General features: G+C 60.1%; 15 protein-coding genes. 8 read left to right on the plus strand and 7 right to left on the minus strand.

Annotated features, from left to right (window positions below; genetic code table 11):
- Positions 1–421: 421 nt before the first annotated feature.
- The gene (locus tag CJ178_RS30215; RefSeq protein ID WP_218833766.1) at positions 422–5431 is read right to left on the minus strand and encodes a hypothetical protein; all 5010 of its coding nucleotides are present in this window, start codon (positions 5429–5431) and stop codon (positions 422–424) included.
- A gap of 356 nt (positions 5432–5787) precedes the next feature.
- Positions 5788–6870 (minus strand): hypothetical protein, encoded by a 1083-nt coding sequence (locus tag CJ178_RS30220; RefSeq protein WP_095888768.1) that lies wholly within the window; start codon positions 6868–6870, stop codon positions 5788–5790.
- Positions 6871–7685: 815 nt separating this feature from the next.
- On the opposite strand from CJ178_RS30220, the gene CJ178_RS30230 reads away from it, so the two are divergent.
- From CJ178_RS30230 to CJ178_RS30245, 3 genes are all read left to right on the plus strand, one after another.
- On the plus strand, positions 7686–8414 hold the full coding sequence (locus CJ178_RS30230) for a hypothetical protein (RefSeq protein ID WP_095888770.1): 729 nt from the start codon (positions 7686–7688) through the stop codon (positions 8412–8414).
- Between the two features lie 46 nt (positions 8415–8460).
- Complete coding sequence (locus tag CJ178_RS30235) at positions 8461–9855, plus strand: hypothetical protein (protein ID WP_143547557.1); 1395 nt, start codon at positions 8461–8463, stop codon at positions 9853–9855.
- Positions 9856–10454: 599 nt separating this feature from the next.
- Complete coding sequence (locus CJ178_RS30245) at positions 10455–10748, plus strand: hypothetical protein (RefSeq protein ID WP_095888773.1); 294 nt, start codon at positions 10455–10457, stop codon at positions 10746–10748.
- A 323-nt stretch (positions 10749–11071) separates the two neighbouring features.
- On the opposite strand, the gene CJ178_RS30250 is transcribed toward CJ178_RS30245, so the two are convergent.
- A complete protein-coding gene (locus CJ178_RS30250; protein WP_143547558.1) occupies positions 11072–12586 on the minus strand; it encodes a UvrD-helicase domain-containing protein in 1515 nt (504 codons plus the stop codon).
- A complete protein-coding gene (locus CJ178_RS30255; protein ID WP_095888775.1) occupies positions 12583–14685 on the minus strand; it encodes an ATP-dependent nuclease in 2103 nt (700 codons plus the stop codon). Before CJ178_RS30255 ends, CJ178_RS30250 begins: the two co-directional genes overlap by 4 nt.
- Between CJ178_RS30255 and CJ178_RS32955 the strand changes: the two genes are divergently transcribed.
- The 5 genes from CJ178_RS32955 to CJ178_RS30280 all read left to right on the plus strand — a co-directional run bounded on the left by CJ178_RS32955 (position 14684) and on the right by CJ178_RS30280 (position 18658).
- Entirely contained in the window at positions 14684–14851 is a 168-nt protein-coding gene (locus CJ178_RS32955; RefSeq protein ID WP_179300876.1) for a hypothetical protein, read from the plus strand. The genes CJ178_RS30255 and CJ178_RS32955 overlap by 2 nt on opposite strands.
- A gap of 399 nt (positions 14852–15250) precedes the next feature.
- On the plus strand, positions 15251–16174 hold the full coding sequence (locus CJ178_RS30270) for a hypothetical protein (protein WP_095888778.1): 924 nt from the start codon (positions 15251–15253) through the stop codon (positions 16172–16174).
- A gap of 87 nt (positions 16175–16261) precedes the next feature.
- Positions 16262–17248 (plus strand): ATP-binding protein, encoded by a 987-nt coding sequence (locus CJ178_RS30275; RefSeq protein WP_257013578.1) that lies wholly within the window; start codon positions 16262–16264, stop codon positions 17246–17248.
- A gap of 129 nt (positions 17249–17377) precedes the next feature.
- Entirely contained in the window at positions 17378–17500 is a 123-nt protein-coding gene (locus CJ178_RS33440; RefSeq protein WP_257013581.1) for a hypothetical protein, read from the plus strand.
- Positions 17501–17656: 156 nt separating this feature from the next.
- Positions 17657–18658, plus strand: coding sequence for a hypothetical protein (locus CJ178_RS30280; protein ID WP_095888779.1), 1002 nt, complete (start codon positions 17657–17659; stop codon positions 18656–18658).
- A gap of 68 nt (positions 18659–18726) precedes the next feature.
- Here CJ178_RS30280 and CJ178_RS30285 read toward each other — a convergent pair whose 3' ends face one another.
- From CJ178_RS30285 to CJ178_RS32960, 3 genes are all read right to left on the minus strand, one after another.
- Positions 18727–19683: a hypothetical protein gene (locus CJ178_RS30285; protein WP_095888780.1), complete on the minus strand. Its 957-nt coding sequence runs from the start codon at positions 19681–19683 to the stop codon at positions 18727–18729.
- Positions 19684–19928: 245 nt separating this feature from the next.
- Positions 19929–20216 (minus strand): hypothetical protein, encoded by a 288-nt coding sequence (locus tag CJ178_RS30290; protein ID WP_095888781.1) that lies wholly within the window; start codon positions 20214–20216, stop codon positions 19929–19931.
- 475 nt (positions 20217–20691) lie between these two features.
- Positions 20692–21246, minus strand: a complete 555-nt coding sequence (locus tag CJ178_RS32960) for a DUF2510 domain-containing protein (protein ID WP_179300877.1) — start codon at positions 21244–21246, stop codon at positions 20692–20694.
- Positions 21247–21799: the final 553 nt, after the last annotated feature.

The following is a 21799-nucleotide window of genomic DNA, read 5'->3' on the forward strand; positions in this document are numbered from 1 at the left end:
ACAACTCCGCTCAGATCTTTTGTTTCGACCGAGTCCTGGTGCAATTCGCTCGCAAACACACGCAAACACAACAGTCGCTGCTCCCGAATTCACCGACACGGCCATATACGCCGTGGTGGTCGGTTGCACCTTCGTGTGCCGCCAACTTCTTGTGTTATCTGAGAATCGTGTCTCGCGATTTCGCTGTAGGTCAACCGTTTCCGCTGTTCTGTCACCGGATGCCCGGAAGAAATAAGTGAGGCAGTCGCTCGACCTGTTTGGTGGCGAAGGTCCACAGAATCCGCGAACGACTCGATTCGCTCACACTCCTAGCCTCCGAACTGATTGCAGCACTCAGTGATTAACTGATGTGACCCGGCACCGGGTGCAGCTCATCCTGAACTCTCGGGAGCATTCGGACACCGACGTAAGTTCTGCTGCCCTAAGTGCTCAACAACGCAAGGTCTGAGTTCCCGGCGACCACGAGAGCGTCAACCAGGGCTTGCCATTCCGGGAGTGTCCCGTGCTCCTCTGCTGCTGCGCGGATCTCTTTCAGCCATTCATTGGATAACCACGATTGGGCGACCGCGACTCGGTCGCCTTGGATGCAAAGGTCTGCAACCCAAGCAAGGCCGCGGGTGGCTTGCTCCCTTATTGGCAGCATGCGTACGAGCCGGATCAGTGCGTCGACGCAGCGTTCCTTGCCCCTGCCAATAGGAAGCCATCGATCCACTAGATCGGTGAGTTGAGTTGGCTCGACCCAGTCGATGGGCGGGCCGGACAGTTCGTTGTACATACCCTCCGTCCAGGCCGGTGGGTTTGGCAACAAGGCCGCCGCGGCCCAAGAGCCCCAAATCCCCTCGTTGTACACACTGGGTTCGTCGTCCGCGTAAGTGAGGGCGTGTGTGAGCAGCTGTGGCCACGCGCTTCTCGCCGCTACGGCCAGGACATTGTTCTCTGCACCGGCAGCAGCGAGCCCTTGGAGGATAGTCGTCAGCAGCCCCGACACGCTTCGCAGGACGTCGAGATGTTCGAGTATCGGGCTTACGTTTCCGTCCGCTGCGTAGGACTGCAGCAGTACACGCGCTGCGACGAGCGTGTGCATCCCTCCGTGATCCGGAGTCCAGCCTCTATTTTTGTGTCGCACCATAGCGCTGCGTTGGACCGCAAGCAGATCGGCCAGATATTGCTTGGCGTCGTTCGCGGCGCAGTGATTGGTAGCTGCCGCGGCACCCAGTCCGCGAATCGCGGGGTCGAGAACTGCGATATCAATCGATTCGCCGTTGAGTTCCTTCAAGCGCGAAATGACGTCACCCTCGATTCTCACCCTTGGATTACGTTGGTTGTCGAGGCTCCACGGTCCGATCTCGGCGCGGCGAGCCGATTCAATAATCCATGCGAGTGCGGTCTTGTGGATGCAGGTGTCGCCGACACACGATGATTTCCAGAGCACGTCACAGCCGCGCGCGAGGAAGAGGCGTGTCTCGAGCGGCGCCTTCTCGGCCATGGCGAGGCCCACTGCGGCGACGCTGGCGACCGTCACGTTTGCCTCGGCGAGGGCGGGTTCGAGTGCTGGTGTCAGCAGGGCAGGTAATGCTCGTGCGACGGCTCGGTCGGCGCCGAGTTCGAAGTATTGGCCTTCGAAGCGTTGGTCCTCGGCGTCGATGAAGGTGGCAGCGACTGACATCACGAACTCGACAGCGAACACTCCTTCGTCGCCAAGAGCTTCGGGCTCGCCGTTGACGACCTGGTCGATGGCTGTCCGCGCAACGTGTGCCACGGCGTCGCGGGGCCTCATGTGCAGGTTGAGCTGTTCGGCGTCGAGCAGCGTGTGAGCAGCGGCTAGGTCGCTGGCGACCTCTGCCGCGGTGGGCAGCTCGTAGCCGTCTCGGAACTTCGCTGATCTCCCGTAGCGGTTTTGAAGACGCAGGACTGCTTGAAACTGCTCTTGCTGTGCGACGAACTCGGCTTGTGCTGCAATCACCTCGGACGGTGGGACGACTTCGACGTACACGTCGTCGCCGTCTTCGGTGAGCTGGTATCGGGATGCATCCAGGTTAGCGGCCCAGTTCAGAATGAGGTCTGAATCAAGGCCTTGTCGGAGACCATTGGCGACGAGTTCGTCACCAATGCCGCGGAGTTCGGCTCGCCGTCCTTCATCGGCGTGAGTGATGAGCCAGACGGACACTTCTCGTGGGGTCCATTGGCGGCGTTCTGGGTGTGCGAGGCCTTCGGAGGTTGCTCGGAATCCGTGGTATTCGTTAGTCGCACGGCTGAATTCGAGGGACCAGACGGCGGGCTCGGCGAGGAACCTGTCGAGTTGGTTGCCGGCCTTCTCGATGTTTCGGGCGAACATGCCGTAGAGCATCGCTGGGGTTGCGAGGTTGTCGCAGCCGGTGAGCAGGTATTCGGCGAGGCGCTTTGGGCTGACTCCTATGTCGAGGAGTGTTTCGGCGATGCGTTCCATCGCTGCGAGGGCGCTCATGCAGGGGTTGGGGCCGACGGACGTTCCTCGGTACCAGGCCCAGACCGAGCTGTCGCCAACGTACTTGCAAGGTTCGCCGGTCAGATTGAGCGTGATGCCCGACGAGACTTCGTTTACCTCGGCATTGTTGCCCGACTCTTCCGCGAGTTCTCTATTCTCGTAGTACGACTGGCCGAGTCGTGAGGTGGATTCGACTCCGATTCGTGCGGCGTGATTGAGCACGTTGTTGAGCACTCTGATCGATGTAGTGAATTGTGCGGCGTTGAACAACTGCAAGAACCCGCCGAAGTGGTACGCGGAGAACGGCGGACTTATGGCCGTCCAGCGTCCCTCGTGACCGCGGATGCCTTTCTGAAGGTCGTCCCAGGTGTCGGCGGCGTCTTCGTTGATGTAGTACGCCTCGACCAATAAGGCGAGGAGCTCGGGATCGCGCTGGGCGATACTCCGCGCACTCCACGGTGCATCTACGGCTGGGGCGAGACACTCTGGCTCGTCGGCTGCGAGCATGCGCAAGCATGTTTCGATGTCGGTATTGATGTCCGGACCGAGTAGCGCCAACGTTTCGACGAACTTGTCGTCGGTGATCCGGTAGTCGAGGGCACTGCGCCGGCGTCGACTCGTAGTTCCCCAGCCGAGGGGGTCGTCTTCGGATGCTTCCTGGGGCGGGAATTGTGCCCAGAATTTCAACAGTCGCGTTCGGAGCGCTTCACGTAGGTCGTGACCTGCTGGCTCATCAGCAACGACGAGCGCCTGGATCCAGTTCGTGAGCACTTCGAACGCTGGCTCGGAAATGTTCCAGGGTTCTTCCTGATCGATCAGGTAGCGCACGACAGGTGCCCCGAGCACCGGGTGGATGAACCCGCCGAAGGAAAACCTTTGTTGCACAACGCGAATAAGGTCGGGCAACTGTAGACCGACAGTTCCGGTGTCGACTGCGGTCTTGATGCACTCGTAGGCGCACGGTGTTTCGAGGACTGCTTCGATGGGAACATCTGCCCACCTGACGCCGTGCGCACTGGCGATACCCTTGAAATCCGCAACCAAGCCTCGGAAGGATTGTTCGGGTCGACGATCTGGGTCGAGAAGGTGGCCTTTGCATGCGAGGGTTACGGCAGAGAGGGACCACCGTGGTACGTCGGCGCCCTGAAGTGTGGCGGCGATCTGTTCGGAGCGGACGAGGTGGATGGCGGCCGCGTAGCGGCGCACTTCGTCGTGCGCGAACTGTGGGTGCCGGCGGTAAGAGTTGTAGGGGGCAAGAAGATGATCGGCGCGCAAGGCATCGACAGCAGCAGGATCGAGAGTCCCTGATGCGAGCGGCGTATCCGGGCCTGTCAGTGCTGATGCTGCAAGCGTGAGAAGGACTTCTTCGCGTGCTTGCGGTGAGCCGTGGCTAGGGCGCCCGTCGCCGCGGACGACTTTTCGCCAAATGAGATCTAGGCACTCCCATTCACTCATCGGGTTGTCGAGTACGAGGCCAGTTCGGGACAGCAGGTCGAGTACGACAAGACGCCTGAGGAGAGATGTCTTGGGTAGGTTGCGTAGGAGACCCCGCAATAGCGGAAATCGTTGTGCGACTTGATCTAGTTCGCCGTCATCAAGCTGTTCGACGACGAACGTTTCTGTCGACTGTTTGCGACCGATGTCCATCTGTTCGCGGACGAACTCAGCTGCGGAGTCAGCAGAGACTGCTACAACTCCCAGCCCGGCGTCCGACGCGGCAGAGAGGAGCTCTCGCAGGAGACCAGCTGACCGTTCGACGGCGGCGTCTGCGGCATCGATGACCAGAATTCGATTGGGTGCCGAGAGTTCGGCCATCACTGCGCCGACGGGTACTCCGAGCATGTGATGAAGTTCAGCGCTGGTGTTCGGCAGTTCCCGGAAGTTGACGACGACTGCTTCGAACGACCCGCACTCGGCTGCCTCGAGATCCGTGACGGTGGAGAGCGTCATTGCGCTCTTGCCGGTACCTGAGGAGCCGGTGACGACGAGCGCACCGCGCTCGGAAGCGACCCTCCGCAACTCGGCGGCGAGGTCGGCACGCCGTTCGGTGAACGGCAGGGAGAGCGGGGTTGCGCCGGCGGTGTCGGTACCGAGGGCGCTTCGCACTGCGCCGAATGCCACGGCTCGATGCTGGTGCAGGACATTCCATGCCTGCTTTGTTCGGGTGGACGGGGCATCGAGAAGCCGGTGGGTGTCTGTCCGCAGCAGATTCAGGTCGACTACAGCCCCCAATGGGTCATACCGTCCGGCGTTCGCCGCAAGACGGTCCCGAAGCCCGACTCCGTCCGTCGTGGCCGAGGCAATTCCGTCCAGGGAGGTAGCGACTGCGGCCCAGTCTGCTTCGTCCGGGCTTTGCAACTTGAACCCGATGATACGAAGACGTCTCAGGAGGCCCCAGGTCAGTTCGAGCACCTCGACGTCAGTGAATGTTCGTCCGTTGGACGAAACCATCTTGCGCAGGTGTGCGTAGCGCTCGCGGACGGGTTTCGACCACCGGCCAACCGTTTCCGACGCGGTGTGGAAGTCGTGGGCGTTGCTAATTGTCCGGGCGATGTCGCACAACTTGGCGACTTGTTCCCATTCCGTCTTCCAGCCCGCAACCGCCACGGCGACATATCCGTTGGGGTGTGCGGCCACTTCGTCGAGCAGCAAGCTCACCAACTTGACCGTCGGCGCATCACTGGGCACGAAGCGCGGCGTTGCTCGACAAGCGACAGCAAGTTCACGGTCACCGGCGACCACGAGGAGATCGTCGACCGGATGCGCGGGCCCGGTTTGGAACGCCAACGAAGTGACCGCGAGATCGTTCGTTTCGCTGCGGCGACTGCTGGCGAGCATGCTCGCCAGGTAGATGACGGCGACGCGGCGGGCGAAGGTAACCCCACCCCCACCGGTCGAATACGTATTCGCGCCAGTCAGAACCGTCTCTACGGGGTCGTCGGCGGGGTTCTCGTTCGCGCTGCTCATCGCATCTCCAGATTGTGGTTCACGCGCGAATGCCACCGCTTCGCTTCGAAGAACACTCTAGGACGCTCCACCGACACACCCCTGGTCATGTCGCGCAAAGTAAGTCCACCGCCGCATACCCGGGTGCGGTTGTGTCGCAGTGCTGACTTCAGAGCTGAATGTCGTGAGTATCGACGGGACCTGCGTTAGGAAACTCGACCCAAACACCGGTTCCCAAGATCAAGCTCCAACCCAGTCCGACGAGCCTGCGCAGAGAGTCGAATCATCATCACACCCAGTGCCGTTGTGCGCCATACTATCCCGAATCGACCAAGGAAAATCGCCGAAGGGATCGTTGAGATCGACATATTCAAGACTTAAGCATCTCGATGCGTGTAGGCATAGGGTCGCAGCGCAGACAGTCGCTTCGCGTCATCCGGGTGCATAGTCATCTGCTTAATCTGAGAGAACGCACGATCAGTAGATCCCGGAGCGTAGCCGGCGAACGGTGCCGATGGCACAGGTGTCGCACTGTTGGGCTGACGAAGAAGATCGGGTTGCTCCCGACGGATCGCCCACGTTTTCAGGCATTGTTCGAGTACGACGCTCACAACCTCCGCCGCAGATCGAAGAATTCCCTCCATAGTGATGGCGGCATCTTCTGACAATATGAGGTCACGGATCCCCGCTATCTCGCGCATCGCGGCTCCCTCCGGCAGTTGAGGATTCCTCGGAAGCGGCCGATAGAAACTCGGCGGCCTGTGTTTACCGTGGTTCTCGTGAAGAACGAAATTCGCCCATCGCGCTCGATGTACCAACGCATTTCGCATGTTCATGGTCCATTCCGACCAGTGTGGCGGTCCCGCGTCTCTCACCGCCTCACGCAACACCTGCAACAGTTCCTCCTGGATAATCGCGCCCCCGGTACCGACGTTCGTGAGTTGCTTTCCTAGCTTTGATTTCGGGACGCGCGGCCAAAGCTCGACGTCCCGCGGTCGAACATCTGACCATCCTGCTTTCACAAGATCGGTGTCGATTGCCCCGACCGCAACTATTGTCGAACCCAAGGTGTCAAGCGACGATCCGATGGCCCGGAAGAATGCCGCCGGTTCGGCCTGCATTGCCGCGTCACGTCGTCGATCAACGGCACTGTGGGGTCGCATATCGGGAGCGTTACCACCGCTACGTATGAGTTTCGACCGCAGCTGAATATCAGTAGTTTGGGCGCGTTCCTTATAGGCATCTAGATGATTTGCCGCGTCCTCGAGGTTGATACGAATCGCTCGTGGAAGCGAAATGAAATAATGCGACATCCATGCTCGATCGTGATCATCGAGTTCGTCATACGTAGCCCACCAAGCGATGCCGCTGATTGTCTCATCGAGATCGCTGTTGATCGCTCTTTCGAATGCCGCTATCGCGTCGAGAGCACGCTGGATCGGTTCATTGAACTCTGCCATCGTGCAAGTGTCTCAGCACTGCGGTTAATCACACGCGAAAACCCGTTCCTATCCACTTTTCGTGATGGCTTGCTCCGCGTCGCCCAACGTTCCGACATGAGTGAAATTAGCAGAAAGTGATGTTCTTGCGTTCTGAGAAAGCAAGCCGCGCAATCACCAATCCCGTGTCCAATTTCCGGAGTCAAGGAATATCGACCTCTGGCCATGTGGCCCTCATGTATTCGGTCGATGTCCCCGTGAATACTCGCCGACGCGCAATGCGCGAGTTCGTGGATCAAGATACGAGCGTCGAGCATGGACGGGTGCATCGAGATCACCCGGCGCTCCGGAGTTAACCCACCAACGGGATACGCGAACGACCTGATGAACCCGAGTCCGCTCGCGTCCGAGGGTTCGTCGCCACCCGCGATGACCTCGACGGGCACTGAATGAGGGAACGCGTCCTTCCACCACACACTCGAGGTCACCGCCTCAATGAAAGACACCGCCCCATCGAGCGCGATCGACTCCCACTCACCGACCGACTCTTCAGCCGAATAACACCAGTCAATCAGACAAACCCTATTCAGACGGAACCGTGCGACATTACCGAGCCTGCCAGGAGCGAACGGCGCCATCCAGCCCCTGGTTCGGCGCCGTCGACAAAGTCCTCCAAGGAATTTGCGCTCTGCATCGTCTGCACAGATTTCACCTTCCTGCCATGAATTGAAATAGCCGTGGGCAACGACGCTTTGAGGTGATCGCTGAGACGAATAGGTGTCGGTGGTTGGCGGTAGCGTCATGCCAACGAAATCCTGACATCACGAAGGAGAATCATGTTCGATCACGACGTCGACTACCCGACAGCGGTCGCCAGCTACGACGACGAGGGCGTCGCCGCCGCGATCAAGTGGTGCGTCGAGCATCTGGAGGACGGCGACACACTGTCGGTCTGGACCTCTCTGAAGTCGAACCTCAGAAACTGCGCTGAGTTGGAGAGGTTCGTGCAGCGCTACCGCGACATCGAGCACATCACGGGCCGAGGTCACGGAATGCCAGCCGGCTCCGGTCCCGTCCTGATGGCGTGGCCGGACATGAAAGACATCGGCGAACTCGTCCGCTACAGCCAAGGCATCCGGGCGCTGTGCGTAATCACCTGGAACGAGGATCAGATCCGCCCCTGGGTCGCAGCGATGAAGCCGGACATCCTCGGCGACGGCTCCGCGTGGAAGAGTCGATCACCCGATCTCGATCCGATCGTCGTCGAAGCGCTGAAGGGCCTGACGCTCACCGTGAACCACAACAACACGATTTCGGCAGGTTTCGAGAAGGATCAGGTCGTCGGAGTCCTACTGGCACTGCGTAACGCACGAATCCCGATGGACGCCGACGCAATACAGGGCTGGGTACTCGCCCACGGCTGGTCCGGGAAAAACCCCGACCGACTGGCGCAGTATGTCCGCGATATCAACAGCGGAAAACGCCCGCGCTCCCGGAGCGTTATTCGTGCCAACTACATCGACTCACTGCGTGAGCGGGTGGAGTCGGGAAGCGACGCCAAGTAGCGCAGTCTCGCGAGGGGCAGCGATGCGGTCTGCGAAAATGTCTATGATGACAAGAATCGATCTCACGGTCCTGCGTGACGAGCTGACACAGCCGATCTCACGCCTGAGCTCGTGCACCCACAAAGAACTTGATGCCGAGTTCTCGAAACTGGGCCTGATCGAACCCCCAGGGGACGGCAGGACCAAAGCCGAGCGGGTTGCAGCAGTACAGGCAGCAATACCTGACGACGATCTGGAACGCGTTGCCGCGGAAATCATTAACCGCGACATGACCGATGCCGCCGAACGGAACAACATTCAAGATGCGCTATGGGCAGGCAATGACGTCCCTCAAATCCTGAAGCGGACGCGACGTGAAATCGCTGCTGATCTCGATCTCGAAGACCTCGTTGTCGATCCCTCCCGCTTCACCCACATGCTGGATCAACTATGGGTGCTCGGTGGAGAAAACCCACTCATTGGCATTTTCGGTGCAGTCCCTGCATTCGGTAGCCAACCCAGCCTGCGGGAGCGAATCGAACGCCACGTCTACCAGAACCCTGGTGACTGGCCGGCTGAGAAATTGTTCGAAGAACTGGGCGCGTTCGAGGCATCCGATCGACGCTTCGCACTGTTCCTGGAGCGGCTGGTTTCCCACCAGGTCGTCCCCTACGAAGCGACACAACGCAAGATCCTCGAAGTCATCAATCCTCACCTGCGCAAGAACCGGTTAGAGCTACGCGAGAGCGGCACCGACGGCGGATATCCCGTCTTTCGGCTGGTGCCGACCGGACTCGCACCGATGCGCCGACCAAAGAACCTCATCTTCGCGTCGTCGACAAAGCCTGACCTGCGCCTCAGTGACGCTCTCGACAACGACATCGAAATTCTCAGCAGCGAGTCCGACGTCCTCGTCTTCGACGAGCCGGTCGGCGACGACGGTATTCGCTGGCGAGATCTGCAATCCTGGTGGAGCCGAACACATCCGGACCAGACCGACATCGAAGCCAAGAACGCACTGTACAAACGTCTTTACGACTCTCTCCCTGAAAGCTCCCCACCCCAACAACTCCTGTTCACGCTCTACCACCACATCTTCCGTGACTCGATACCCGAATTGCCCGCGCTACTACCCGAAGTGTGGCTGCACTGGGACCCACAGACTGTCAAACAGCGCGGCGCCGGAGCGATGTTGAAGTTCAGGATGGACTTCTTACTGCTATTGCCCGACCACCGCATAGTTCTCGAAGTCGACGGCAAACAGCATTACACCAACAGTCGGGGCTACGGTGACCCAGCCACTTACGCGGAAAATGTCCGCTCAGATCGAGAAATGAAACTGTGCGGATACGAGGTATTTCGCTTCGGTGCCAGCGAACTTCAAACCAGGGAACAGACCGAGCCAATGCTCACAGACTTCTTCCGGACCATGTTCGACCGATACAAAGTGGCAACTACCTGATACGACAAACCTGCGTATCGGCACCGCACCCGAAAGCGTTTAACGCGCAGTTCCCGAATTACCCGACCCACCAAACAGACTGATGCACAGCACTTATAGTGCCCCGCGGCATTCCTATGATCGCAACAGCTGACACCTCCGAGGACCGAGCCGATGTTCAAGCGTTCTTCCACAGCCACTTCGAGGGGATCGCACCCAACGCTGTCCCGGCCGTCGAGCACGATCATCTGTACGCACCAGTCATCCTCATAGTCTGTGAGACCGGCGGCACTGGAAGAGCTCTCGCTGCTTCATTGTACTGCCGCACAAACGACGTCGCCGGCGTCTTGATGGGTTCTGTTCGGCGGCAACCAGTTCGAGGCCGCCCGGAAGGTTGCTCCGCTGCACAGCAATCTCGATTTACTTGCAACCGACCCGGCAGCGCGTAGAACCGGTCTCACCTCATCTCTCATCCAGGAAACCGAAAAGCGGCTAGCGGAAAGCGGTGTTCGCGTCTGATTCAGCTGTGTCACCAACGATCTCAACTCTGAGCAGCTTCGTCCTATTACCAGCGTCATGGTTATACCGTCCTCGACGAGGGTGCTCCACTCCCACCGCTAGTGGGATACGGCAAGTGGATCTTAGGCAAAGACGATGTGACGTTTCCACTTCTACAAGAGAATCGCGAATCTATCCTGACTATGTCGGCCACCACGAGAACCCTGGCTTCCGTTCCCGTGGGGTTACGAAAAATCAGCAAGGAAGGAAAGATCACCGTCGTCATCCGCCCCGCGCTGGGCAAAAACACCGCCCGACTCATGCGGGCAGAACCCGACTCGATCAACGACTGGACTAACCGCCAGACGGCGAAACATTTTTTCCAGCTAGAGATTTCGGCGATGAAACGTCTCTGAATATTCTCACCTTGACGCCCCGGAAGGTTCCCACAACCGTGGTCACAGCACCGTCACAGAGGAAGGCACGGGTATTGCGAACCGGTCGGGCAACCTCCGACCAGTCCCATCACCCGCAATCGATTTCGCTACAGCAGATTCCGGCACATTGCGGGCTCGGGACGCCCTCAGATCGGCAAGCAAATTCGGATCCGGCCTCGACGCGCAGCAAAAGCTGCATTCGCGGCTATAGAACTTACATACCGGTGCCCGCCGCACGGGAAGGGCATCGTCGTCGAGACGCTCCGGTCATCCACACTGCTTTGCTAGGAGACGGTGAAGAGTCAATGCAGAATACGAGTTGCAGCTCTTGCCCTCGTCGCGCCCACATAAAGCTTCCGATGCTCCTCTTCCGTCGGGTCCAGCCCGCCAGCCAGAATTCGTACTTGCTCCTCGGTTAGTCGAAATCCCACCAGATCCCATTCCTGTCCCTTGGCCTGGTGGGTAGTCAGCCCGGGAATCAACTGAGCCGAGCCGACGAGTCGCTGCTGGATCAGACGGAGCCGACCTGTGTGAGCGGGATGCGGATTGCGCAGTACACGAGGCGACACCCCACGCAACGCTGCGCGGAGAAGCTCGTACGCCTCAATTGGCGCTCTGGCGTGCGCTGTACTCAACACGTCCATGATCACTTGCATGGCGGGTCTCAGCGACGGGAGGACTTGGTCGTCGGTAATGGCCAGGGAGGTTAGTGCCTCGCGCAGATAAGTGGCGTCTGTCCCAAACACCGTTCGCGTGACGTGGCTGAGCACAAGAGTGGCGGCAGCCTCCTCATGCGTCCCGCGAAAGCTCTGGAACGCGAAGGGCAGGACGCTCTCACTGAGCTCCCAGAGCGGCTTCCAGTTGAGTGCGAGAACTGCGTCGCAGCCAGAAACCTCAGCTGCGGCGAGTGCCGGGATGACGCCCGGGCGGCCGGCGCGCAATTCCTCGGCGAGAGAGCGTTGCTCTTCGGTCGTCCAGCGAAAAGATCGGGTCAGGGGTAATACGCGAACGCTGCGCCGTGCGACGAGTTCCCGGACGGCCTCGGGACGGGCTCCGCGAAACACGTATAGCGCTTGCCACGGATCGCCGACGAAGGTCGTGGCAATGCCCGCCTCCATCGCCATTTCGATAATCGCCAGATCGAGATCGTTTGCGTCAAAAACCTCGTCGACAATCAGTGCGCGCAGCCGCTGACAGAGGCGGTCACGGACGTATGCAGCGAACTCGTCAACCTTGATCGCAGCTTCCAAAACAACCCGCACATCGTCATGCGTACAGATTCCGGACAATAAGCGGGGAACGATCCCGGTCGCGGGGATGGCGGGCCGTGCCTTCCTCACCCATCCCTGCTCAACCTGCACACGGTTACCGGCCAGACTCAGTCGGTAGGCGGTGCGGTTGAAGGTTGAGCCGCTGAAGGTGGACCAGCTGTCATGTACATCGAGCTCAGAGTGCCCGTTGGGCCACTCGATAATGCCGTCGCGTAGGAGATCGTGGAGCAAATCGCCGATAAGTGTGTCGAGGGTGACGATTCGGTGTGGAGGGGTCAGGGCTGCCGGTCCCCAGAGCCGTTGAACTCGGCGCTTCAGTGTGGAGGTTGCGGCCCTAGTGAAACTCACAGCCACGACGGCCCGAGACGGGTCGCCGGCGGGATCGAATCGATGTGCCGCGAACCGGTGTGCGGAGACGCTCGTCTTGCCGGTTCCGGGGCCAGCTTCAATGAAGACCGCGTCAGATCTCGACCCCGCGGCCAAGAGTTGCTCCTCAGTGAGCCCTTCCACCGGCCCGTCGGAAGCTGGGGCAGCCGACGAGGTCACGCGTCGCTCAGAGTACTGGGGACTACCTGGTCCACAGATCCGATCACATCTACGGGCTGCACGGTCAAGGGGTCGCCCGCATCCACCGGGATATCAGGATCTGCCGGTGCGTCTTCTACTGTCTCGGTTATCGGATCAGGGTGCAGGCCCTCGAACAGGAACTCGAGTACTTTGACGAGAGGGGAGGGGACGGTGACTCCGTTCACGCCGGACTCGCGGAGCTCGCGGAGCTTGGCGGCGAAGGTCAGTGCGAACTCGCCCTTGTCGCTAGCGCCAGGACCTGCGGGCACGGTGATCTTGTCCGCGGCCTTGTCAGAGCCCTCGGCCGCGACCTTATGAGAGCCACGGAAGATCCTGCCTATCGAATCAGCGTTCACGACAGGAGGTACGTCGAGACCGACCTCGGCGAGAGCTTCCTCGATCAGGGTTTCGTTTCCGGTCGTCATCTCCGGCTCCAGTGTCGGGTGACAGTGCTCCACGCACAGCACGTCAGGATCATGGTCGGGCGCCCAGTACGGGTCGCCGGCCAGGGTGCCATCCCACTTGTCGCTGTCGCGGAGCACTCCGATCCGTCGGCACAGCTCATGACCCCGAGTGGCGAGCAATCGGACCGCCCACGGACCGACCTTCGTGCCCATCGGCACGATGCTGAGTGAGTCGATGAACGCCTGCTTATGGGGGTCGTCATTAGCCCACACCCACCCGAATTCCCGCATCAGAGCTGCCTCGGTGACGCCCTCCACCAGGAGGAGGCGCTCTGCGAAGAGCGCCGCTGACCGTGCTGCATCGAGATGGAGTCGTGTCTTGCGCATCGTGTCGGCCGGACCTTTCATCGGACCGGCCGCGATCGTTGAGATGGCCCGGGCGACGACAGAACCGTCGCGGTGGTCACGGCGCATCACAATCAACTCGGCCGGATCGCACGCAGTGATGACGTCGGTTGCGTGGCTCGACAAGATGACCTGCAGTTCGGGCCGTTGAGCAACCTGGCGACGCAGATACCGAACCAGTGCGTGCTGCAACTGAGGGTGCAGGTGGGCTTCGGGTTCCTCAATGAGCACAGTGACGTGAAAGGCCTCTGACTGGAAGATCGAGTCCTCGAGGCTATCGTTGTCGGCCCTGGCCTGCCGGAGTCGAGCAGCTGCTTCGGCTACCTCCTGATTTTCGCCGACGAGGTTGTTGTTGCTGGTGTCCGGCATCGTTTGCACAGGATCCGGTGTCCCACCGTCGTCTGCGTCGCCAGGCATGCCGGTGACACCACCGGCAGCCGCTGCGGTGGAGTCGGGGATCGCGGCCAACGTGACGGCGATATGGAGCAAGTTCACGTACCCGAGGCCAGCAACTTCGAGGGGCATTGCGTGGTCGCGACCTTCGAGCATGCCGAGCATCAGCTCGAGGACACGGGCGAGATACCGATCATCAACAATCTGTCCGCGGATGTACGAGTGCACGGGTGTCACCCCGTCCGCAAGAGATCGAAGTTGCTCGGAGACGCGCTTCTCCAACGACTCGAGGAGCTTGTTGGTGGCGAGGTTTTCCAACAAAGCAGCCGCGTGCGCGCGTAGACCCGATAGGTTCCTGCCCTGTCCCAGATTCTGCTGCTGAGATCGGAGCAGCTCCACCAGAATGTGCGCCTCACGTCGAGAGAGTTCGTCGAGAGGGTTGCGCCACGCAGGCAGGAAGATGAACGGGAACAGGGTCTCATGGTCGCTGTGAACAAGGGGCTTGGTGGCGACCTGGCCGAGGCTTCGGTGCAGGGTCTTGGCCCATGTAGCGGCAACCGTGCCCGGGGCTGTGCGGCCGCTTTGCGCCTCGAGCATCCTGTCGAGCGGACCGGCGCTGGCTACGTCCTCGGAGTAGCTGTACTCGACATCGACCTGGCGTTCTGGGTCGCCTAGGTTGGCCGACGACGGTCGAGGCAGGCGTGGGAAGTGGTTGCCGTGAGCCATGTACAAGGCGTCACTAACCGTGGTCTTGCCTACGCCGTTGGCGCCAATGAGCACCGAGAATCGGCCGGGGAAATCGACCGAGATCTGCCGCTCGGCGCTGCTTCGGTAACCCTTGACCGTCAACCTGCTCATCCGCATGGATGTCATCATGTCAGTCTGGTTTCCTCCGCTCCGCACACGCCGCGCCCGATTCAAAGCCTGCGACTCAAAGTCTGCGACCACCCGGCTCGCGTTCGCCGACACCGACGCCGGAACGTTCCGTCGCCTCTCCACCGACGAGCGCTCCGAGTTCGCAGCGTGGACCACTGCAGACTGACCTCAGAGCTGGATGCGCCGCCATGAAACGAGGGGTCGGTTTCGCTCTCATGAGGCGTGCAACGGGTCGGCCGAGTCATCACCCCAGCCCACAGCCTCGGTTATTGGTCTCGTTGCACCTTCACACCCACTTCGACGGGTGTACTTCGGATAACCCTGGCCGGTGATCCCGCAGCAACGACATGATCTGGAACGTCATGCAACACCACACTTCCAGCACCAATGACAGAAGATCGTCGACGATCTGGTGCCGGCTGCCAAATGCCGGCCGCCTGGACATGAATCAGATTGACATATTCACCCAGGTCGCCAATTCGGGAACCTTGGCTATAAGTCCCGCTCCCGCCGGGAGAGACCCCGATCCGGTGTTTCGCCACCAAGGAAGGGACGATGGACCTCTATGAGACCGGGTACTGAGGTAGACAAGGGAGCCGCTGGGCTTCTCGATGCGTGGGCCACTTACATCGACAGCCTGCTCGATGCCCAATGGGATCTGATGATCGGACATAGATGGGACCCGGCCCCCGAATCACCATTTGAGAAATACAGGACCCACCTGACGACGAAGAAGTTCGGTCCGACCGGCGCATGGAACGGCTCCGAGGCAGCCTCGGCTGGACGCCTCGCCACCCTGATGCTGGCAGTATCCGGCCACCACCTCGAAGGTATCCGCGCCCTTCTCTCAAGCCGACAGGTCGTCTTTCCTATCGCTCCCCTTGCTCGCTCCATCGTTGAGGCGACGGGCCGAACACTCTGGCTGATCGATCCACGGGTGGCCAACTCGCGAGACCTCGCAGCTCGAGTCTGGATGATGCAACTCGACAACGCGACCAGACAGATCAAAACCACAAAGGGGTGGAAGGATGCCGACCAGAATGCACTCGACACCATGGTGAAGACCAAAAAGAGGATCCGAGGCGTCGAGATTCCCACCCGGTTCTACCCGAGCGAGATTGAGAACAACAACGGGGAGATCACCATTCGCGACGAGCAGATGCCCGGACTGAGCGGTGGCCTCAAACACATCGCCGCTGCTATGGGGATCGAAGACTGGCACACGCCGATGTACTCCTTCCTCTCCGACGCCACACACCCAACGCCGTACGCCGCATTGGCGACATTGCGGCCCTCAGCCGACAGCGGTGATACCGACCTACACAGGTTCGGATCTCGTAACATGCATCGCGAATACATGATCTTCCAGGCCGCCGTGTACGCATATCAGCAGTCTTGGCTCATAACGACGTCGTATTTCGGACTCGATACGGACCCGATCATGAAAATATGCGACAGGGTGAACGAACTGCCGAAGCCGGGTAAATAACTCGACGACGAAGCCGAGATGTCCTCCCGTCGGCCGCAGAAATCTGGAAACGCAGGACCCCTACCGCCCCGTGATACACATCCGGATATGTACTTCACCGCCCTGCACCGCTTACTGGGATACCAGCCCGGTCCGATCACCGACGAGATGATCGACGACGCCGTTGCCGCCGGACTCGGTGAAACCGCCGACCTCGACTGGAAATCGGAATTGCCACCGACCAGCGGGCTAACCAAGCCCGATTTCCCGAAGGACATCGCCGCGATGGCCAACAACGGGGGCGGCATCATCGTCTACGGCATCAGAGAAGACCAACGCAAGGCCACCGGCCGGCGTGATGTCGGCGAGCTGACCGAAAATCACGAACGCACACTTCGGAGCGCCGCGGTCACCGCGATCACCCCGTCGGTCTTCGGACTCGACATCCAGACCATCGGTGAAGCTGGCAACCAGGTCGTGGCGATCGTCGTCGAACCTAGCGTCGACAGCCCGCATCTGATCTACCGAAACGAGTACTTCGGCGCTCCGATCCGCAACGACGCAGACACCGTCTGGATGAATGAGCGCCAACTCGAGATCATGTACCGCGCTCGCTTCGACGAACGCCGCCACGCCCACGACGCACTCGACCATCTCTACGACGAGCAATCTGCTGGACGAGATACCGATCAGCGTGCGTGGCTCATCGCCGTTGCGCGCCCCCGCATCCCTGCTGCCGGCCAGACCCGTCCGACCCTTGCGGACGCACAAACGATGTTCGACGACGCCAACAGCCACGGATTTACTACGACGGGGATCTCGCCCCTAGGATCGGTCTTCCGCCAGAACCCCCGCCCTGGACTGCGCCGATGGATCTCGCCCAATACGGCCGACAATGATCACACCAGATGTAAAGAGGCGTGGGCGAGCATCCACCACAACGGTTCCGTCACCCTGGCAGCCGCGATCGACGGACAACGCGCAACCGGTATAGTCCTTGCAGCCGATCACGTCGATTACGCAGCCGTCGAGCACGCGGTCGCCGATCTCATGGCTCTGGTCCGCGTCGCCGGCAAACGATTCGGAACGAACTAATACGAAACTCGGGTCGGCATCGAATGGGCCGGCGGCACACCTCTGATCATCCAAACCGCTGATGAAGACAACGAGTCTGATACCCGTGGTTCTCTCCCCCTGTCCCGGTACAGCCCCGTCACCACCACCGTGCTCGCTCTCACGGACGACGCCGACTACCTCCGGCAGCTCCGAGAACTCGCCGAAGACTGCATCAACCAGGGTGGCATCACCACACTGCGCGTCATCCGCGCAGCTGAACCGGCCTCGTAGAAACGTGCTGTATCTGGTCATACGCGCAGTTAGTCCGGTTTTCGTCTGATCCCCATTTGTGGATTCGGTGTAGTCCGTATCGACACATCATCCCGATGGTTCCCAAACGGGAACCAATTTGTGCGATTTACGGAACCGTGGGTGTAGCTTGGTCCCATGGAACCCCAACTGGATGCAAGAGCCCTTGAAATAGCGCGAGCCGCAAAAGCCACCGCAGAAAGCTACGACTCCACCTTTGCCGCATTGACGGCCATGCTGGCAATGAACCCGATAGTCAAACAGCTGCTTGCCGCTGGACTGACGCATGCGAATGTGGCCCGCACGGTACATCTACGCAAACAACAGGTCGGCATCATCGCTCGGACACCGTTTCATCCGTTGCCGCTGGCCACAGCACTCTCGGTCGACGCGTGGTCACTCGGTGCCAGCCTGTGGGGAAGGAAGGAGTCCTTCGACCAGGCCGTCAACCACGCACTGGAATGGGATTCCGAATTACTGGCCGAGACCGCACCAGTGGGTGATCACGCCGCTGAATACGGCATAGTTTCATACGACGACGAGATCAGCGCATACCAGTGCGCCTATGCCCGCTGCCACTCCTCAGGTCCGTACACACCACGAGCAGAGGACCTTCGCGACCTTCGAGTGGGCGCTTTGCGTGCCGCCGTTGCCGGCGCAACCGACGACGATCTCCGTAGCGCCGAAGCCTCGATCATCGAATTGGTGAAAACGTCTATCGTGCCGGAGATACCGAATCACACTTACGATGCCGTACGGCGCTACCCGATCGCCGATCGCGGGAAGCCCTGGCTCGCAGCCCGTTTCGACGCACGTGCAGCGCGTGAGGCCGCCGAGTTGAGGCAATACGGATGTCTTCGACCCACTCTGCCCGACGATTCGCTCGACCCGCGGGTCCTCGCACGCGACATTATCGTCTACAACTTCGGTGATGCCCGCGTCCTCACCAGCAACACAAATCCCGAAACAGGGTGGAACGGCAGCAGCCGCGAGCGGACCCTCAAGGAATTCGCGGACGAGCTCGGTGTTCGATGGGACCAATGGCAAACCTTCAGCCCGGAGAAACGTGATCCCGACGACGTCGAACGCGAAGTCACCGCTGCTCTCACGGCTTACCTCGCCCACACGCAACGGATCTGATGATGTACCTCGCCGGCTACTTGATCTCTTCACCGCGCCGGTGGCCTGGAGAGAAGTATCCCCATCTACTAATTCGGTACCGCAGCGTAATCGATCGAAGGGCAATAAGAAGTGCGCAGGAAACGGTTCATCGTCTCGGCATCGCGACTGCTCGCTCCCGTGCTCATGTCGGCTTCGATGGATTCCTGCCACGACATGGTTCCGTCGGCAATGTCGACACAGGCCCAGACCATGACATAGGCCAATTCCTCGAGGGCTTCGCGCTCGAGAGGAACATTGCGTCGTAGACCGTAGTCGGTTGCGGACGCGGTGGTTTGTAGCTGTTGAACAAGGCTTTCAGTGATACCGATAGCTTTCAGTTTCCGCATCAATGAACTGTCGGTCGACTCGTATGTCGAATAATCGCTCGAGGCCTGGCCGGTCGTGGATGCCGATAGACCGTGCTGCGCTGTGGTCGCATCGTCCTTGCCGAAAGCACCACCTTGCCACAGCACAAGCCCCGCAATAAGTGCTACCAACGCGGCCGCAGCCGCGACAACGCGAAATCGTTGCGCGGCAGATGAATGTCGAAGGGGCTGCGGCGACGCCGCGTCGTGCTTCGCGCGGAGATCTTTGTCAGCCAGAGCGTGCAACCATTCGAGTGGCAGTGCGGGGATCTCTTGTGGCCCTGGTATTTCAGGGATCGTTGCCAACAGATTCCCTGGCGCATATGCCGTCGTCTGAGAGTTCGTGAGCGCTCCGGGAAAAGAAAGGGAATGTGATGCCCAGATCGACAGCGCAGACCGACCGAGAGGAAACCGCTCACGTCCAGGTCGCCAGTCTTCGGGAGCACTGTAAATGTAGTACTGCTCGTGGTACTCCTCGCGCGGTGCAACGGCGATGAATGTCCGTGGAGGAACGGGTAGCCCGTAGGCGCGAGCGAAGCACTCGATCCCCTGATTGCCCTGGACATCCCGACCACAAGAGAAGACCACTACCCCCGGTCGCAGACGCTGCGCCTGAATCAGGTTGTGTGACAACGTCATCGATACTCCTTCGTTCAAGCCACGGCTCAGGGCCCTCCCGCGCGGCGCCCTTGTTTCATCAACGAAAGACGAAGACACCGTTACAAGGTGCGGCAGATTCTTGCACCGACGACAATCGCCCGTCCATCGACAGTGACTTCGCGGCCAGTCGACAACGAAAACACCTGACAATTAACAGATCTCAGGATCGTCCCACTTCTCAGCTCGAACCACTCGCAGAAAAAATTGCGCCCGTGGTGCGGCGGCTACGACAGGAACGGCACCAGCGGCAGATTGAAGAACCAATTAGCAAGCCCGCTGAAAATCGGCTCGAGCCACGGCCGGATCTGAGGGCCCATCCACCAGTACGGATCCGGTCCACCAGGAGAAGCCGATGCAGCCCCGCCGCCGAGAAACAATGCCAGGCCCACCGCGGCGACGACAATCAGTACCCGCACTCGTGTCATACCCGGGATATCGCCCCGCAGCCCCCGGTCCGTTACCGGCGCACCTCCCAGCGCCGGCCACGAAGTGTCGGTGTTCCGCCAACGCATCGACCGATCCCCGAGACAACCCGAATTTCCAAGCCAATCACCAAATTCCGACCCCACGCGATGACGCGCCCTGCCAACGCCGCGTGAAGAGCCACCCAACACCTCAAAGGCGACGACAATGCGATCCGATGACGGGTGCTCGACCCTCACCCCATATTCGCACCGCAAACGCGATCAACCCGACTGACCCCAGGCCAGCCAGACACAGCGGATCGGTGAACTCGGCGATGACCATGCGCGACCGATGCACCGACCAGGTCCGAAATAGCGATGCCACTAGCGAGATTGCACGGCCACTGTTGGGAACAGCTAGATCAACGCTGCGGAGTACGTCAAGATGCGGCGGGAACAATGCGCGGTCCACACCGCCAATTCTGCGCAGACATGCTGCGCCGTATCGACACTCGAAGCAATCCCCCGCGCGCCTCACTCACGCGCAGAACTACCCACCAACGAACCGCGACGAGCCACGCACCTAGTCACACTGATTCATCTCGTCCAGAGTGTCAGCCTGATCCATGCAATCGCTGTAATCTTGCAAGTTGGTTCCGATCTCATCCAGATCGTCACCCAGTTGATCGACAGCAGTGAAGAACATGACGATTCCCACGATCCCGAAAATCGCCGACAGCGCACTAACAATGGTTCCCGATATGGCGGTCTTCTTGTTGGTTGCCTTGTTCTTTCGACAACGACTGATCCCAGCGAAACCGAGCGTCAGTCCTATGACTCCTAGAATGAAACCGATGAAACCGGTAATCGGCATCAAGCAGAAAAGAAGCCCCACAATACCCAAGATCAGGGACGCGAGCCCGAATCCGTTCTTCTCGGGATTGACCACGGTAGGCCCTCCGTACCCCGGCGGAGCCACAGATTGGCCAGCGAGGCGAGTTTGATCAGTCCACTGATTGCCATCCCACCATCGTTCGATCGTGGGGTTGGTGCTGTCCGCATACCATCCCGATAACGCGCTCATAATGCATCCGATCTGCACAGTAGATGTGATCGGAAAATCGGCCAGAACACTCACTGCGTTACAAGCAATTTCGAAATCACTCCACGACCACCGTTCGGACGTCCACACCAATGCTTCCGCAGCGGTAGCAGATACTCCCCAACGGAACGTAGCTCCGCGATCTCCTGTTGACGACGATTGAAAAGTAGTCCAGAAACGACCGATTGAGACCACCCGGTCCAAAACTAGACCACCCAACCAAGATCGAAGGCATAAGGACCGGACACATAGCTGACACTGCGTGCGCGGGACATCCCTGACACTCTCGAGGGTGCGAGCGATGAGCGTGAACGAACGATGGCTGGAAATCCTGCTGACCCCACTGTGCGACGGCATCACACGCCGATACCTGCCGCCGCTACGGCGTCTCGCGATAGTCGTTCTATGACTATCGCCGCCGGCTGAACACCGAAGGCGCCAGCGCCCTGCAACCGAGGTCTCGTCGTCCTCGCACCTCACTGCGGCAGACGGACCCTGTGGTCGAAGCGAGGATCGCGGGCGATGCGGACGGTCAACGGCATTCCGAGCGCGAGGCTCACCTCCTGTAGATTTTTCTCGGCGCCCTGTG

Source organism: Rhodococcus sp. ACPA4, from assembly GCF_002300185.1.
In the GTDB taxonomy this organism is placed as follows: Bacteria; Actinomycetota; Actinomycetes; order Mycobacteriales; family Mycobacteriaceae; genus Rhodococcus_F; species Rhodococcus_F globerula.

Coding starts and splice junctions, on each gene's coding strand:
- CJ178_RS30215 (WP_218833766.1), bottom strand. CDS start 5,431: ATGAGCAGCGCGAACGAGAACCCCGCCGACGACCCCGTAGAGACGGTT.
- CJ178_RS30220 (WP_095888768.1), bottom strand. CDS start 6,870: ATGGCAGAGTTCAATGAACCGATCCAGCGTGCTCTCGACGCGATAGCG.
- CJ178_RS30230 (WP_095888770.1), top strand. CDS start 7,686: ATGTTCGATCACGACGTCGACTACCCGACAGCGGTCGCCAGCTACGAC.
- CJ178_RS30235 (WP_143547557.1), top strand. CDS start 8,461: ATGACAAGAATCGATCTCACGGTCCTGCGTGACGAGCTGACACAGCCG.
- CJ178_RS32955 (WP_179300876.1), top strand. CDS start 14,684: ATGTCAGTCTGGTTTCCTCCGCTCCGCACACGCCGCGCCCGATTCAAA.
- CJ178_RS30255 (WP_095888775.1), bottom strand. CDS start 14,685: ATGATGACATCCATGCGGATGAGCAGGTTGACGGTCAAGGGTTACCGA.
- CJ178_RS30270 (WP_095888778.1), top strand. CDS start 15,251: ATGAGACCGGGTACTGAGGTAGACAAGGGAGCCGCTGGGCTTCTCGAT.
- CJ178_RS30275 (WP_257013578.1), top strand. CDS start 16,262: ATGTACTTCACCGCCCTGCACCGCTTACTGGGATACCAGCCCGGTCCG.
- CJ178_RS30280 (WP_095888779.1), top strand. CDS start 17,657: ATGGAACCCCAACTGGATGCAAGAGCCCTTGAAATAGCGCGAGCCGCA.
- CJ178_RS30285 (WP_095888780.1), bottom strand. CDS start 19,683: ATGACGTTGTCACACAACCTGATTCAGGCGCAGCGTCTGCGACCGGGG.
- CJ178_RS30290 (WP_095888781.1), bottom strand. CDS start 20,216: ATGCGTTGGCGGAACACCGACACTTCGTGGCCGGCGCTGGGAGGTGCG.